The sequence below is a fragment of the Gammaproteobacteria bacterium genome, assembly GCA_016716465.1.
Taxonomy (GTDB): domain Bacteria; phylum Pseudomonadota; class Gammaproteobacteria; order SZUA-140; family SZUA-140; genus JADJWH01.
The window spans coordinates 49637-64916 of record JADJWH010000001.1 but is presented as its reverse complement, the minus strand read 5'-3'; the positions used below and the strand labels follow the sequence as shown (position 1 = coordinate 64916).

Sequence of the window (15280 nt, the reverse complement as noted above, 5' to 3'; positions counted from 1 at the left end):
GCTCACTCGGTGGAAATGGAGCCCCGGTCCTGCTCTTCCTTCAGGGCCGCCAGCAGGGTGTGCCAGGCCAGGGTGGCGCATTTGATGCGGGAGGGAAATTCCCTGACTCCGGATAATACTTCCAGCTTGCCGAGTGCGGCCGCGTCGCCCCTGCTCTCCTCTCCCAGCATCATGGAATGGAAACGCTCGAACATCGCCTCCGCTTCCGCGCGTGTCTTGCCGACCAGGGTCTCGGTCATCAGTGAGGCGGTCGCAACCGATATGGCGCAACCGGATCCGTCGAAACTGACATCCTCGATCACGCCCTGATCATTGAACTTGAGATAGACGGAAACCTTGTCGCCGCACAGCGGATTGAAGCCCTCCGCGTGACAGCTGGCGTGCGCCAGCTTGCCGAAATGCCGCGGGTTGCGGTTGTGGTCGAAAATGACCTCCTGATAAAGATCCTTCAGCTCGTTCATCGTCCGAACAGCTCCTGTGCGTGCCGGATCGCCTCGACGAGGACATCGATTTCGGCACGCGTATTGTAGAGTGCAAAGGAGGCGCGCGTCGTCCCGCTCACCCCGAATCGCGTCATCAGCGGCATCGCGCAGTGATGTCCGGCCCGAACCGCCACGCCGTGACGATCGAGGATCGTTCCCACATCGTGGGTATGCACCCCATCCAGCAGAAACGAGGCGATACCGGCCTTGTGGGCGGCGGTACCCACCAGGCGCAGGCCGCGGATCTCCTGCAACCGGGTCGTTGCATACGCGAGCAGCTCATCCTCGTGGCGCGCGATGGCTTCCAGACCGATTCCCTGCAGGTAGTCGATCGCCGCGCCCAGCCCGATCGCGCCCACGATGTGCGGGGTGCCCGCCTCGAACTTGTGCGGCAACTCGGCATAGGTGGTGCGCGCGAAGCTCACCTCGCGGATCATCTCGCCCCCGCCCTGGTACGGCGGCATGGATTCCAGCAGTTCCCGCCGGCCATACAAGACCCCGATACCGGTGGGACCATAGAGTTTATGGCCTGAAAACGCGTAGAAATCACATCCAAGGGCCTGCACGTCCACCGCTGCGTGCGGAACCGATTGCGCGCCATCGATCAGGACGCGGGCACCGCGGGCATGCGCCAGTTCGATGATGCGCTCGACCGGGTTGATCGTGCCCAGCGCATTCGACACATGGGTCACCGCGACGAGCCGGGTACGCGGGCCGAGCAGGCGTTCGAATTCGTCCATCAGCAGTTCGCCGGCGTCGTTCACCGGCGCGACCTTCAGCACCGTGCCCAGCCGTTCACCGAGCAGTTGCCAGGGCACGATATTCGAATGGTGCTCCATCTCGGTGATGAGGATTTCATCGCCCGCCTTCAGATGAGACTGACCCAGGGAAGCGGCGACCAGGTTGATTGCCTCGGTGGTGCCACGCACGAAAACGATCTCATGGTCTTCGCGCGCGTTGATGAATCCGCGCACCTTGCCGCGCGCCGCCTCGAAGGCATCGCTGGCGCGCTCGCTCAGGTAATGCAGCCCGCGATGCACATTGGCGTAGTCGTCGGTGTAATACCGCCGTACCGTATCGATCACCTGCGCCGGTTTTTGCGCCGAGGCGGCATTGTCCAGATAGACCAGCGCGCGACCATGCACGGTCTGTCGCAGCGCGGGAAAATCGGCGCGGATCCTCTCTACGTCGAGAGTGGCACGCGCCGCATCGATCCTCTGTGAATTTCCGCTCATCCTGGTCATTGTATCCATGAAGCGCGCTCAGCGGGCCAGTCGCGCCGCGATCAGGCGCTCCGCCCATTCACGCACCGGCGCCGCCGCCATGCGGCTGACCACGTCCTGCGCGAAGGCAGTGACCAGAAGACGGCGCGCCTCGTTCTCGTCGATGCCACGCGTGCGCAGGTAAAACAGGACATCGCTGTTCAACTGCCCCACCGTCGACCCGTGGCTGCACTTGACGTCATCCGCGTAGATCTCGAGTTGCGGCCGGGTATCGACCTCGGCCTCATCCGACAGCAGCAGATTATTGTTCATCTGCTGGGCGTCCGTTTTCTGGGCATCCTGCCGCACCATCACGTGTCCGCTGAAGACCCCACGCGCACGGCCGTCCAGCACGCCCTTATACCATTCGCGACTGGAACAGTGCGGCACCCTGTGCTCGACGGAGGTCTGATTGTCGATGTGTTCGCGCCCCTGCCCGAGATAGAGTCCGTTCAGGACGCACTCGGCGCCCTCACCGGCCAGCACGCAGCGCAAGTCGTTGCGGATCAAACGACCCCCGGCGGCGACATTGTGCGAATTGTAGCGACTGTCCCGCGCCTGTTCGATATACAGGCCGGAAAAGTGGTACGCACCGGCACCTTCTTCATTCAGCTTGTAGTGATCCAGCGCCGCATTCCGCTCGATCACACACTGCGTGGCGACATTGCACAAGGACGGCGCGTCACCCAGGCTCACATAATGTTCGACGACAGCGGCGCGACTGCCCTGCGCCGCGATCAGCAGGTTGCGCAGATAACTCGCGATTGGCTGCGTTGCCCCGCTTGCGACGAACAGCAGGTGCAGAGGACGTTCGGCGACCGCCTCGGGGGCGATCCGCACATAGGCGCCATCGAACATGAATGCCGTATTGAGCTCGATGAAACCGTGCGGCTCCTGCGGCACCGTTCCTCCCAGCAGATCCTCCAGCGTGGCGCCATCCCGATCAAGCACTTCGCGCAGACTGCGCAATTCGACGCCTGGCGGCAGCGTGGACAGGTTGGACAGCGTGGCGTCAAAACGGCCGTCCACGAACACGGCCAGCGGCATGTCCGCATCGACAAACAGGCTGGCGGCGATGTCCACCGCCACAATCTTTTGCGGCGGCTCGACGGAAAACGACGGCACGAAAGTCTGCTTCAGCAGCGGCGCGATGTTGGTGTACTTCCATGCTTCGTCCCGCGGCGAGGGATACCCGCGGTCCGAAAATCGCCGCAGCGCGTCCTCGCGCAGAGCGAGCAGCCACGCCTGGCCCTGCCCCGGCAGCGCGCCGCGCAGACTCCGGTATTCTTCCAGCGGTGTAACGGGGCTTGCGGCCATGACGGCGATGAATATCAGCTCGCGGCGAGCGACCGAGCGGCGCCGCCAGGTTCGCGTTCGAGCCAGGCATAGCCCTGGTGCTCGATCTCCAGTGCCAGTTCGCGGCCGCCGGACTTGACGATCTGGCCTGCCGCGAGGATATGGACGTGATCCGGAACGATGTACTCGAGCAGGCGCTGATAGTGGGTGATGACGATGAAGGACCGACCTGGCCCGCGCAGCTTCGCCACCCCGTCGGCCAGCAGCTTGAGCGCATCGATGTCGAGTCCGGAGTCGGTTTCGTCCAGGATCGCGAGACGCGGTTCCAGCACCGCCATCTGCAGGATCTCATTGCGCTTCTTTTCCCCGCCGGAGAACGATTCATTGACCGAGCGATAGAGGAACTCCTCGCGCATCTCCACCAGCGCAAGCTTGCGCTTTACCAGGGTGAGAAAGTCCATGGCGTCCAGTTCGGCTTCGCCGCGATGACGCCGGATGGCGTTCAGGGACTCCTTCAACAGCGTCACGGTACTGACGCCGGGAATCTCCACCGGATACTGGAAAGCCAGGAAAATCCCTTCCCGCGCCCGCTCTTCAGGCGCCATCGCCAGCAGGTCCGCACCACCATAGCTGAATTCATCGGCCGTAACGTCGTAGAGATCGCGCCCGGCGAGGACCTGGGCGAGCGTGCTCTTGCCGGAGCCGTTGGGACCCATGATGGCATGCACCTCGCCGGGGCGGATCTCCAGATCGATGCCGTTGAGAATGCGCTTGTCACCGACGGTCGCGCGCAGATTCCTGATGCGCAGGGTCTTTGCCTCTGCTGTGCTCATCCGACCGCTCCTTCGAGGCTGATGTCCAGCAGCTTCTGCGCCTCGACCGCGAACTCCATCGGCAGCTTTTTGAACACCTGTTTGCAGAATCCGTTGACTATCATCGATATGGCGTCCTCGCGCGACAACCCGCGCTGCATGCAGTAGAACAACTGATCGTCGCTGATCCTGGAAGTCGTCGCTTCGTGCTCGACCTGGGCCGTGCGGTTCTTGACCTCGATATACGGAAAGGTATGCGCGCCGCAGCGATCACCGAACAGCAGCGAGTCGCACTCGGTGTAGTTGCGCGCGCCCTCGGCGCCCGCCAGGACCTTGACCAGCCCGCGGTAGGCATTCTGGCCGTGGCCCGCCGAGATACCCTTGGAAATGATGGTGCTGCGCGTGTTGCGTCCGACATGGATCATCTTGGTGCCGGTGTCGGCCTGCTGATAGTTGTTGGCCAGCGCGACCGAGTAGAACTCGCCCACCGAATTGTCCCCCTGAAGCACCACGCTGGGGTATTTCCAGGTGATCGCCGAACCGGTCTCCACCTGGGTCCAGGAGATATGCGAATTGACGCCGCGGCACAACCCGCGCTTGGTGACGAAATTATAGATGCCGCCGCGCCCGTTCTCGTCGCCCGGGTACCAGTTCTGAACGGTGGAATACTTGATCTGGGCATTGTCCAGCGCGACCAGCTCCACCACTGCCGCGTGCAGCTGGTTCTCGTCCCGCATCGGCGCCGTGCAACCTTCGAGATAGCTGACGTAGGCACCCTCGTCGGCGATGATGAGCGTGCGTTCGAACTGACCCGTGTTGGCCGCATTGATGCGGAAATAGGTGGACAGCTCCATCGGGCAACGCACGCCCGGCGGCACATAGACGAAAGATCCGTCACTGAATACCGCGGAGTTGAGACTGGCGAAGAAGTTGTCGCCCGGCGGGACCACCGTGCCGAGATACTTGCGCACCAGTTCGGGATGCTCGCGCACCGCCTCGGAAAAGGAACAGAAGATGATCCCCAGTTCGGCGAGCTTTTCCCGGTAGGTCGTCGCGATCGAAACACTGTCGAAGACCGCGTCAACGGCCACACCCGCCAGCATCTCCTGCTCGCGCAGCGGGATGCCGAGTTTTTCATAGGTTTCGAGCAGCTTGGGATCGACCTCATCCAGGCTCTTGGGGCGGTCCTTGTCCTGTTTCGGCTGGGAAAAATAGCTGATGGACTGGTAATCCACCGGGGAATAACGCACATGGGCCCAGCGGGGTTCGCGCATCGTCAGCCAGTGTCGATAGGCCTGGAGGCGCCATTCCAGCATGAAGTCCGGCTCCTCCTTCTTGGCCGAAATCCGACGGACGATATCCTCGCTCAAACCCGGCGGGAAGCTGTCCTGCTCCACATCGGTCACGAAACCGGCCGTGTATTCCCGGTCGATCAGATGCTCGAGGTTTCGGCTCGTCTCAGCCATATTGCTCCGCGTGTCCCAGAGAAACCAGAATTATCGAGAAAACACAATTCAAATCAGAAAGATAATTAGTGAAAACTGTGCGTAACGATATAATACTTGACTGATTTAGTCAAGTATTGAATGCCCGCCCCAGTATTGTACCGATAATATACAGGTTTTATAGCCCGCGCTTCGATCCCGCCGGTTGACGGGGGCCGGAACGGCCCGCGGAAAGGAGAAAGGTATCCCGGCGGCGCCCCGGATCCGGGGAGGGACCGCCGATCCGCGCGGCATATCGTCAACGGGTTCCTTCGACGAAGCCGCGGTCACCATGCCGCCGCTCTACCAGTTCGCCGTTCTCGAACACCAGGATGCGCAGAAACTGCGTCGGCCCGAGGTTGTAGGTCCATTCCTCGACGCGCGTACGTATGAGACGCACCGGTCCGTCTCGGAACGCCCTCAGACTCTCCCGGTAGCGGGTGTCGACGAACAAAGGTGCACCGCATCGCGTTTGCACAAGGAAATCGCTGGTCCCAAGTTCGAAACCATCGAGCCGGCAGGCGCCCGGATCGCCGTCCCGGGAGAAACCGCGCTCACCGGTGCTGACGTCGGTCAGTCTTCCGTCCTCGAACAGCAGGATTCTCATGAAGCGCTGCGGCCCGAGGTTGTACAGCCAGCGCTCCTTCTCGCTACTCAGGTGATAGGACAGGGAGGGATCGGCGCTGTCGACGATATCCTCGGACCACTCCGTCTTCCAGTCAGGCGCCCCGCACTTGATCAGCACCTCGGCCTTCGAATCACCTTCGCTCACCAGGACATTGCCGCATCGGAATGCGAGCGCGGCGGGGGAAACCAGTAACGGAAGCGTGATGGCCAGCGCCACCCCGGCAAAACGGGCGGACTTCAGCGGGTGATTCGGCATGCCGTATTTCCTGCGCGTCCGCTCCGCGAGAACGATGAAACGGATTCTATTATAGGCCGTTCTTCAGACGGCGCAGCGGATTCTGGCGATAAAAGGCACTGAGCTGGGCGTATACCTCGGGATATTCATCGCGCACGAGGAGGGGGAGTTCAAAGAAATATTCGCTCAATACCGCGAAAAACTCGGCCGGGTGCTCCGCGGCATAGGGATCGATCGCGGTATCGGAACCGGCGTCCAGCCGACGGTTCATGTCAGCGAAGGCTGCGCTGAATGCCCGGTTCCACTGGCCGGCCTCCATGCCGCGCGGCAAAGGCGGGAATCCGTTGGGCTCGCCGTTCAGCATGTCGAGCTTATGCGCGAGTTCGTGGATCACGACGTTATAACCGTCGCATCGACCCGAGGCAGCGACATCCGCCCAAGACAGGATTACGGGGCCATATTCCCAGGACTCACCGCTGCGCACCTCGTCCCATTCATGAATGACTCCAGCCTCATCGACATCTTCGCGCCGATGCACGAACTCACCCGGATAAACGATGATGGTCGACCACCCCTCGAACCAGACCAGGCCCAGATTGAGTATCGGCAGGCAGGCCTGCACGGCGATACAGAGCCGCATGCGCGGCGTGATCTCCAGATCCTGCACGGCCTCGAACGACTTCCCGTGCAGGAAGAGCGTACACAGTTCGCGCAGATTACCCCGTTCACCGGCGTCCAGACCCGCGACGACGGGCAACCCCCCGATCACTTCGGACCAGAGACCATCATCGAGCGGAAATCGCCGGAGCACCCGGCGCCGGCGCCAGTCACGCAGCGAGAACATGGTTATATACCAGCCAGGAGGAGAGGATCGCAACAACAGACGCACGGACCCTCCGTGCATGTACGCAAGCCAACATAGCAGTTCTGACCGGCCGGTTCTACCGCCCGTAACGACGACCTGGCGACAGGAGGGTCTCAGCCGAATTTGCCGGCAGCGGAACTGTAAACCGCCCCGGCGGAGCGCCGGACCAGAAAAATCACCGGGAGCAGGCCGGCCAACACCAGGGTCACGGCGGGCAGGGCCGCCCTCTCCCATTCGCCCTCGGAGGTCATCTCGAAAATACGCACCGCCAGGGTATCCCAGCCGAAAGGACGCAATAGCAGTGTCGCCGGCATCTCCTTCATCACCTCGACCATCACCAACAGCGCGGCGGTCAGGATCCCAGGTCGCAGCAAGGGCAGGTAGACACGCCGCATCAGTTCCGCGGGCGCGGCTCCGAGGCTCCTTGCCGCCTCGGACAGGCTGGGCCGGATGCGAGCGAAACCGCTTTCGATCGGACCAAAGGCCACCGCGAGAAAGCGCACCAGATAGGCCAGCAGCAGAACGGTGAGGGTCCCCGAGAAAATACGCAGCGCCCCTCCCCCGGCCGAATCCTGCCAGATCGAGTTCACGAAACGATCGACGCCGGTAAAGGTCAGCATGATGCCCACGGCGAGCACCGTCCCCGGCAAGGCATAACCCAGCGTCGCCATGGAGACCAGCGCGCGCGACAGCCGATCACGATGAAAGCGGTTGATATAGGCCAGTAACAAGGCGCCGGCGACAGTGATGAGGGCGGCCACGCCGCCGAGCGCCAGGGTATGCAGCAGGAGTCCGAGATAACGCGCGGAGAATTCCGTTCCGATCACAGTCCAGGTCCAGCTCAGCAACTGCGCCACCGGAATCACGAAGGCGAAGGCGAACACGGCGCCGGCCGCGCCCGTCGCAAGCCAGCGACGGGCGCCGGTTAAAAGGTAACGTTGGTTCCGGGTATTGGGCTGGGCCGCATGATAACGCGCCCGTCCGCGCAATCGCCGCTCGCCCAGCAGGACCAGCGCGACGAAGAGGAGCAGCAACGTCGACAGTTGCGATGCCGCCTGCAGGCTGAACAGGCCGAACCAGGACTTGTAGATGGCCGTGGTGAACGTATCGAAATTGAAGACCGCCACCGCGCCGAAATCGGCGAGCGCCTCCATCAGGGCCAGCGAAACACCGACAATGATCGCCGGGCGCGCCATCGGCAGAACGGCGCGAAAAAATCCACCCCATGGCCCCAGACCAAGCACCCGCGCCGCCTCCATCGTCGTCCGCCCCTGGGTCAGGAAGGCCGCGCGCGCCAGCATGTACACGTAGGGATACAGCACCAGCACCATGACGGTGATCACCCCCCCGCCCGATCTGACCTCGGGGAACCAGTAACCGCGCGGCCCGAAGATTTCCCGCAACAGGGTCTGCAACGGACCCGAAAAATCGAACAGTCCCAGCATCACGAAGGCCGACACATAGGCGGGAATGGCGAGCGGCAGCATGAGCGCCCACTCGAAGAAGCGGCGCCCCGGAAACTCGCACATCGAGGTCAGCCAGGCCAGCGCGACGCCGAACATCAAGACACCAAGGGACACGCCCACCGCGAGGATCAGGGTGTTCAGCATCAACCGGCCGAGCACCGTTTCCGCCAGGTGCCGCCACACCGCCGTCTGGGGATCCAGCCAGGAGGCGATGATCAATAACAACGGCGCGACCGCGAGCGCGGCCAGCGCAAGCGCGCAGGCGTAAACCAGACGGGCCCTGCCGCCACGCTCCGACCCGGGTCGCGCGTCCGCGGTTCCGGCTTGCGCGAGATCGCCGCCGGTCATGGGCGGTTAACGATAACCGGCGCGATCCATCAACATGACGGCCTCGGCCTGGCGCCGGCCGGCGACGGTGACATTGATGGTATCCGGCTTGAAGCTGCCCCAGGCGGCTACGGCGGGATCGGGCTGCACCTGCGGATTGGCAGGGTACTCCAGATTCATGTCGGCAAACGCGCCCTGGGCATCCCCGGCCGACAGCCATTCAAGCAGCTTGATCGCCTCCGCGGGATGTTTGGCATGACGGGTGATGCCCGCGCCGGAGATATTCACGTGCACACCGCTGCTGTCCTGGTTCGGCCAGAACAAGGCCAGCTTGATGTCCGGCTTCTCCCGCTGCAGACGCCCGAAATAATACGTGTTGACGATACCGACATCACATTGACCGGCGTCGATGGCCTCCATCAGCTTGGTATCGTTCGAGAACGGCGCCGTCGCCAGGTTGCGCACCCAGCCGCGCACCACCCTCTCGGTCTCCTCGGGTCCGAGCCGTTCGAGCATCATGGCGACCAGGGACTGGTTGTACACCTTTTTCGAGGTACGCAGACACAAGCGCCCTTTCCATTTGGGAGAGGCGAGATCCTCATACGTCGTAAGCTCGCCTGGAACCACCCGTTCGGTGCTGTAAACGATCGTACGCGCCCGTACCGACAAACCGAACCAGCGATTGTCAGGATCGCGCAGGTGAAGGGGGATATTCTTCGTCAGCACGTCAGAATCGACCGGGGCGAGCACGCCTTCACGAGCGGCCAGCCACAGGTTACCGGCGTCGACGGTGATCAGCAGATCGGCCGGGGTGTTCTCGCCTTCGGCCTTGAGCCGTTCAAGCAGCGGACCGGCCTGATCGGTGATGAATCGGATATCGACTCCGGTTTCCTGGGTATAGGCGTCGAACAGCGGCTTGATCAGGCTTTCATTGCGCTCGGAATAAACGATCAACTCAGTGGCCCGGGCCGAGAATGCCGGGAAAGCCAGCATCACAATCCAGGCGGATGCAGCCATCCAGCGTAACGCCGAAATGGAGCCCCCGGTTCGGGGACGGCACATTTCGAAACACCGCCCCAGGCGCCCGATCGACTCATAAAACATAAATCCTCCCGGTCCTCACACAGCTTCCCTAAACGCCGAACCACAACGTCCGGTGTCAAAAATCGTAACCGCCCGGCACTGCGGCGTATTGCCACGGCACGGGGTATGGATCACATGATGGATACAGTCTGAAGCCGGATCAGACGCTCAGCCGCGGATTCCCACTCCCGTCGGTGAGGGCTTGCATAAGCACCTTGTTGGCGTGATCCAGGCAGCGTCCGCAGCAGGTCGCCACCTTCAATTGATCGCCGAGCGCCTCCATCGAGCAGATTCCCCTGCCGGCGGCCTCCCTGATATCGCGATCGGTTACCGCATTGCAAACGCATATGTACATTCAGATCCCCTTTCATCCATCGACGCGACCGAACGATGCAACAACAATAATACAAATGAGAATGGTTTTCAATGATTTAACCGGTTGCCACGCCCCGCAAATAAATACAAATAATTATCAGGCAGTTATGGCATCCTGCGGATCGACGCCGGAAGGGAACGGCGCTATAATTCGGGCAAATTCTGGCTGGGCGGCGCGGAAACGAATCCTCCGGCCCCCGGTATCTGCGGGGGAGCAGCGCATGCAAGGCGACACCAAGGTCATTCAGCACCTGAATACCGTTCTCAAAGACCAGCTCACGGCCATCAACCAGTTCTTTCTTCATGCCAGGATGCTGCGCAACTGGGGCCTGGACGATCTCAATGAACGCGAGTACAAGCAATCCATCAAGGCAATGAAGCTGGCCGACCGCCTGATCGAGCGTGTATTGTTCCTGCAGGGACTGCCCAATCTGCAGGATCTGGGCAAGCTGCTGATCGGGGAAAACGTCCCCGAAGCCCTCGCCAACGATCTTGCACTGCAAACGGAATTCCGGGCACGCCTGCAGGCTGCCATCGCCTACTGTGAATCGACGCAGGACTACATCAGCCGCCATCTGCTGGAAGAGCAACTGGAAGAGGCCGAGGAACATATCGACTGGATCGAGACCCAGCTCCGGCTCATCGACAGTGTCGGACAGGAAAACTATCTGCAATCGATGATCTGAGACTCGATCCGGCCAATACGAGAGGACATTGAACCATGAAGGGCAACGGCAAGGTAATCGCGCAACTCCAGAAACTGCTGCGGGGCGAGTTGGCCGCACGCGACCAGTACTTCATCCATGCGCGCATGTGCCATGACTGGGGCTTTGAAAAACTCTACGCGCACATCAATCATGAGATGGAGGAGGAAACACAGCACGCGGATGCGCTGATCAGGCGGCTGCTGTTCCTCGAAACGGTACCGGACCTGTCGAAGCAGGACCCGCTGAATGTCGGACACGACGTGCCGCAGATTCTCAAAAATGATTTGCAGCTGGAATACGATGTGATAAAGGCGCTGCGGAAGGCAATGTCCGTCTGCGAAACGGAACAGGACTACCAAACGCGGGACATCCTCAAGGGCATGCTGGCCGACACTGAAGAGGACCATGCCTACTGGCTGGAACGGCAACTCGGTCTGATCGAGAAGATCGGCCTGGAAAATTACCTGCAGTCCCAGATCTAGGCGGCAGGCAGTCAGCTCAACCGCGAAACGGACCCGCGTCACGCAGCATGTGGTTGTCCCAGTGGGCGTCCGGCAGGCTCGCGCGGCCGAGGTCAGTCAGGCTCGCCAGTGCCGCATCGTAGCGGAACAGCCCGCCCCGGCCGCTGCTCAACAGGAATTCCCCCGCCCGCGCGCCCGCCGCGATGCCGCACCCATCCATCACGCGCGCCTCGCCCGCGTACTCTCCGCTCTGCATGGACCAGAACGTCACCAGATTACCCTGCGGTGAAGACACCGCGACCCAGCCCCCGGAGACATCGGCACAGACACTGCCACAGTAGTTCCGCATCCGGTCGAGCACCGAGGCAGGCGCCTGCAGGAGGCGGATTTCCTCCTCGCCCGCGCGGTGCATCGCCACCAATGGCGGCCGGTCCTCGGGTGAACCCTGATACTGCATGGCCACATACACCACGTCCGGCGCCGGCACGGCGAGATGGCGCAGGCTGAGCTGGTGCATGGCCGCGGGGAGGCGGTGTTCCGACAGCACCCGGCCCGTGCCGGCATCCAGATAGATCAGCGATGACGTCATGGTATCCAGGTTCAGCTTGGCGCGGCCGAAATCGGGATGGGTCAGGATGCCGCCATTCGCCACCACCAGCACATGGCCATCGCGACAGAGTTGTAGATCGTGCGGCTCGACCCCGCAGGAACCAAATTCATCGATCTGGCGGTAGCCATCCATGACATCGCGGACGCCGATGACACCCCGCTTCCCGTCGTAATCGATCTCACTGGAATACAGCCAGCGGCCGTCCGACGAGAAAAGCCCGTGACCGGAAAAATGACGATCCGGCCGGCTGTTCAGGGTATGGATCACCTCCCCGGAAGCGGCATCGAATACGATGAGAAAACGGCCGGGTCGGCGCGCGACGAGCACCGCCTGTGCGGCATCGGGGTGCAACGCGATACCATGACCGCGCCCGGGCAAGGGCAGATCGTAGGCCAGCTTGCCGGCGGGATCGAAGGCGCTCAGGAAATACTGCTCCCGATCACCGGAACGGGCGCTGATGTACAGATCAGTAGATGCTGCGGCCAGAACGCGTCCGGCGGCGGAAATCATCATCGTCCCGGCCAAGGTCTTCAGAAACAGGCGGCGCTTCATCTTCGTCAGTCTCCATCCAGGCTGTTGAACCCCAGCGACAGGCCGAGGGCGGCCGGCAGAGGACCTCCCAGCAGGCGCTTCAACTCGCTGGTCGCGGTCAGCAGACGCTCTACGGACTGCCGTCCGGACTCGGACTGCAGGGCATCATAGAGCGGCTCTTTGATCGTGTGCGCCGCCTCCAGGGCACGGCTGAAGGCTTCTCTGATCTCCCGGTCCAGACCCGTGTTCCGCTTGTCCGCCTTGAGCGGAGCGGAATAGGCGGTCAGATACAGCGACTCGGCCGCCTCCAGGTTGAGCGTGATATTGCGCAGGGAACGCCGGCTGCGCCAGGATTCGGCACGGCGCGGGTTGGCCTCGGCCGGAGTCGCCCCCAGCGGAGAAAGCAGTTTCTGATCGACGATGAACTGCAGCGAGGTGTACAGATTGTTCAGCATACGCGCGCTGAATTCAGCACTGGATTCGAAATAGCTGTTGCCGCGCTCGGCATCGAACACGATCTCCCGGTAGGACGGCGTGCCGGTCGTCCACTCGCGGTGGACATCCGCCGACATCCGGGCCAGATTATGGGCGATGGCCTCGAGCAGCAGACAGGGATAGCCGTCCTGCCCCGCACCGAGAAAACGGTCAGGATTCGCGTCACTGTCGAACAGCAGGCGTTCGTAGGCACTCAAACCCTGCAAGGCGACGCTTGCGTAGGGAAATTTGTCGTCCGCCAGTTGCCCGATATCCTGCTCCGCCAGCGCCTTGTTCAACTGCCGTTCGGCGGTATTGTGCTTGTCGGGCCAGAGCTGAAAGCGGTTGTAGCGCAGATAAAGTTCCACCGGTCCGAAGCGGACATGCTGTATCGCCATCCAGGCGTCCATGGCGCCCTGGAACTCCGCCCGCAGATCGGCCAGACCATTCTCATCCGGCGCCGCGCAGAATTCCCGGCTGTGCTTCTCCAGCCCTGCCGTCGCTTCGACCAGATCGCGATAGCGGGGAATGATGTGCTCATTCACCACGGCGCGATTGACCGCCGGCCACGGCGAAGCGGCCAGCACGGCGACTGGCGACAGGAACCATAAGGCCACGAAAATCGACAGTAGCTTGCAAGGTATTGTCATGGGCATACTCACAGGGATTCGACGAAACGTATCAGGCGCGCGCGCTGTTCGCTCGACAGCCCGGCCACGGCATCTCGCGAGCGCAGGGCCTCGCCACCATGCCACAGTATCGCCTCCAGCAGGCTGCGCGCGCGGCCGTCATGGAGATAGCTGGGATGTTCGCTGACGACAGGCGTCAGACCGATCCCCCACAGCGGCGCCGTGCGCCACTCGCGGCCGTCGGCATCGCCCTCCGGTCGGTGATCCGCCAGGCCTTCCCCCATATCATGCAGCAGCATGTCGGTGTAGGGCCAAATCAGCAGACCGGACAGTTCGGGGTATGCGCTCTCGGTCCGCGTGCGGTACTTCGGTCGATGGCAATCCGCACACCCGCTCTGATAAAAGATCCGTTTCCCTTCCAGCACATCGGCATGATCATAATCGCGCCGCGCCGGCACTGCCAGATTGCGTGAATAAAACGCCACCAGCTCCGTGATCTGCCGTCCGGCCTCGAGCCCGTCATACTGCGGACTGTTGCCGTTCGGCGCCGCCCGGCACGCGCCCTGTCGCTCGGTGCATTCGCCCGCCCCGGCCGGGAACAAGGGAACCGATATCCCGATATCACCGTTGAATGCCGCCTGACCTTGTTCGTTCACGGACGCGACACCGGCCTTCCATCCGAAGCGTCCAAGCATCACCTTCCCGAACTCGAGGCTCCAGACCCGGTTCGGCCGTCCGGAAATACCATCGCCGTCGCCATCCTCGGGATCCGACGCGGCGAGGATATCCCGCTCGTCGATCATCTCCAGCAATCCGAGTCCGATCATCGGCGGCGCCACCCGGGGAGACATCATGGTCGCGGTATCGAGCTCGCCATAGGCCAGCTCGTCCACGCTGTAGGTCGGCTTGCGCAGCGATACCACGCTGCCGTCCTTCAGCGAGACCGGGATTTCCTCATAGTCGATGCGCAACTGCCCTTCCGGCTGTATCCCCCGGATCGCGAAGTTCTGCAGCTGGACGCCGTAGGTCGGCTCCGGAATCACATTGGTCCTGCGTTCCGCCAGCAGGCGCCGCTCCTCCTCCGTCCGAGGCGGGATACTGAGGCGCAGGAACATCGAAACGGCGGCCTCGTCCGGACCGGCGGGGGGATGGCCGCGGCCGTCCTTCAGATGGCAGTTCTGGCAGGCGCGCGCATTGTAGAGGGGACCCAGCCCATCCGCCGCCTGGGTGGAGGATGGCGCGGTGACCCAGAAACGCCGGAAGAAGCCATTACCGATCTTGAAATCGAGCTCACGCTCGAAGTTCATGTTGGCCGAGGCATGGGAGAACACGTCCCGGTTGATCATCTTGCGATGGGTGGCGGCGCCGGCGGGCATATCCTCGCCCGCTTCCGGCCTGGTGAAATCCGTAGGCCAGGGATCCGATCCGCCGCCTGAGGCAACGACCGAATGGAGCGCCAGCAGCCCGGCCGGCAGTAACTGCCTCAGAGTCTTCATTGGTCAGCTCCACGAGAAAACGGCATGGGCCAGCCTCGCGGCCAGCCCATGTCCGGGT

15 protein-coding genes are annotated in these 15280 nt (G+C 62.4%); 2 read left to right on the top strand and 13 right to left on the bottom strand.

All coding sequences use genetic code 11. The features are described from left to right. Nucleotides 1-2: 2 nt before the first annotated feature. The 10 genes from IPM20_00335 to IPM20_00290 form a co-directional block, all read right to left on the bottom strand. Nucleotides 3-461, bottom strand: a complete 459-nt coding sequence (locus IPM20_00335) for an SUF system NifU family Fe-S cluster assembly protein (protein ID MBK9130078.1) — start codon at nucleotides 459-461, stop codon at nucleotides 3-5. Further along, nucleotides 458-1726, bottom strand: coding sequence for a cysteine desulfurase (locus IPM20_00330; GenBank protein ID MBK9130077.1), 1269 nt, complete (start codon nucleotides 1724-1726; stop codon nucleotides 458-460). The genes IPM20_00335 and IPM20_00330 overlap by 4 nt, the downstream gene beginning before the upstream one ends. Nucleotides 1727-1744: 18 nt before the next feature. Then, a complete protein-coding gene (gene sufD, locus IPM20_00325; protein MBK9130076.1) occupies nucleotides 1745-3061 on the bottom strand; it encodes a Fe-S cluster assembly protein SufD in 1317 nt (438 codons plus the stop codon). A gap of 14 nt (nucleotides 3062-3075) precedes the next feature. Then, nucleotides 3076-3873 (bottom strand): Fe-S cluster assembly ATPase SufC, encoded by a 798-nt coding sequence (sufC, locus tag IPM20_00320; GenBank protein ID MBK9130075.1) that lies wholly within the window; start codon nucleotides 3871-3873, stop codon nucleotides 3076-3078. After that, a complete protein-coding gene (sufB, locus tag IPM20_00315; protein ID MBK9130074.1) occupies nucleotides 3870-5318 on the bottom strand; it encodes a Fe-S cluster assembly protein SufB in 1449 nt (482 codons plus the stop codon). The genes sufC and sufB overlap by 4 nt, the downstream gene beginning before the upstream one ends. A gap of 277 nt (nucleotides 5319-5595) precedes the next feature. Further along, the gene (locus IPM20_00310; protein ID MBK9130073.1) at nucleotides 5596-6219 is read right to left on the bottom strand and encodes a DUF2845 domain-containing protein; all 624 of its coding nucleotides are present in this window, start codon (nucleotides 6217-6219) and stop codon (nucleotides 5596-5598) included. Between the two features lie 49 nt (nucleotides 6220-6268). Further along, entirely contained in the window at nucleotides 6269-7042 is a 774-nt protein-coding gene (locus IPM20_00305) for a zinc-dependent peptidase (protein MBK9130072.1), read from the bottom strand. Between the two features lie 134 nt (nucleotides 7043-7176). Continuing rightward, nucleotides 7177-8877, bottom strand: coding sequence for an iron ABC transporter permease (locus IPM20_00300; protein ID MBK9130071.1), 1701 nt, complete (start codon nucleotides 8875-8877; stop codon nucleotides 7177-7179). Nucleotides 8878-8883: 6 nt separating this feature from the next. Next, complete coding sequence (locus IPM20_00295; GenBank protein ID MBK9130070.1) at nucleotides 8884-9873, bottom strand: Fe(3+) ABC transporter substrate-binding protein; 990 nt, start codon at nucleotides 9871-9873, stop codon at nucleotides 8884-8886. 226 nt (nucleotides 9874-10099) lie between these two features. Then, complete coding sequence (locus IPM20_00290; protein MBK9130069.1) at nucleotides 10100-10294, bottom strand: (2Fe-2S)-binding protein; 195 nt, start codon at nucleotides 10292-10294, stop codon at nucleotides 10100-10102. A gap of 241 nt (nucleotides 10295-10535) precedes the next feature. On the opposite strand from IPM20_00290, the gene bfr (IPM20_00285) reads away from it, so the two are divergent. Further along, nucleotides 10536-11000: a bacterioferritin gene (gene bfr, locus IPM20_00285; GenBank protein ID MBK9130068.1), complete on the top strand. Its 465-nt coding sequence runs from the start codon at nucleotides 10536-10538 to the stop codon at nucleotides 10998-11000. A gap of 35 nt (nucleotides 11001-11035) precedes the next feature. Further along, complete coding sequence (gene bfr, locus IPM20_00280) at nucleotides 11036-11503, top strand: bacterioferritin (GenBank protein MBK9130067.1); 468 nt, start codon at nucleotides 11036-11038, stop codon at nucleotides 11501-11503. Between the two features lie 16 nt (nucleotides 11504-11519). On the opposite strand, the gene IPM20_00275 is transcribed toward bfr (IPM20_00280), so the two are convergent. The 3 genes from IPM20_00275 to IPM20_00265 are packed head-to-tail and all read right to left on the bottom strand — an operon-like array spanning nucleotide 11520 to nucleotide 15222. Continuing rightward, on the bottom strand, nucleotides 11520-12644 hold the full coding sequence (locus IPM20_00275) for a DUF1513 domain-containing protein (GenBank protein MBK9130066.1): 1125 nt from the start codon (nucleotides 12642-12644) through the stop codon (nucleotides 11520-11522). Between the two features lie 5 nt (nucleotides 12645-12649). Next, the gene (locus IPM20_00270) at nucleotides 12650-13747 is read right to left on the bottom strand and encodes an imelysin family protein (protein MBK9130065.1); all 1098 of its coding nucleotides are present in this window, start codon (nucleotides 13745-13747) and stop codon (nucleotides 12650-12652) included. Nucleotides 13748-13755: 8 nt separating this feature from the next. Next, nucleotides 13756-15222: a thiol oxidoreductase gene (locus IPM20_00265; GenBank protein MBK9130064.1), complete on the bottom strand. Its 1467-nt coding sequence runs from the start codon at nucleotides 15220-15222 to the stop codon at nucleotides 13756-13758. Between the last annotated feature and the right edge of the window lie 58 nt (nucleotides 15223-15280).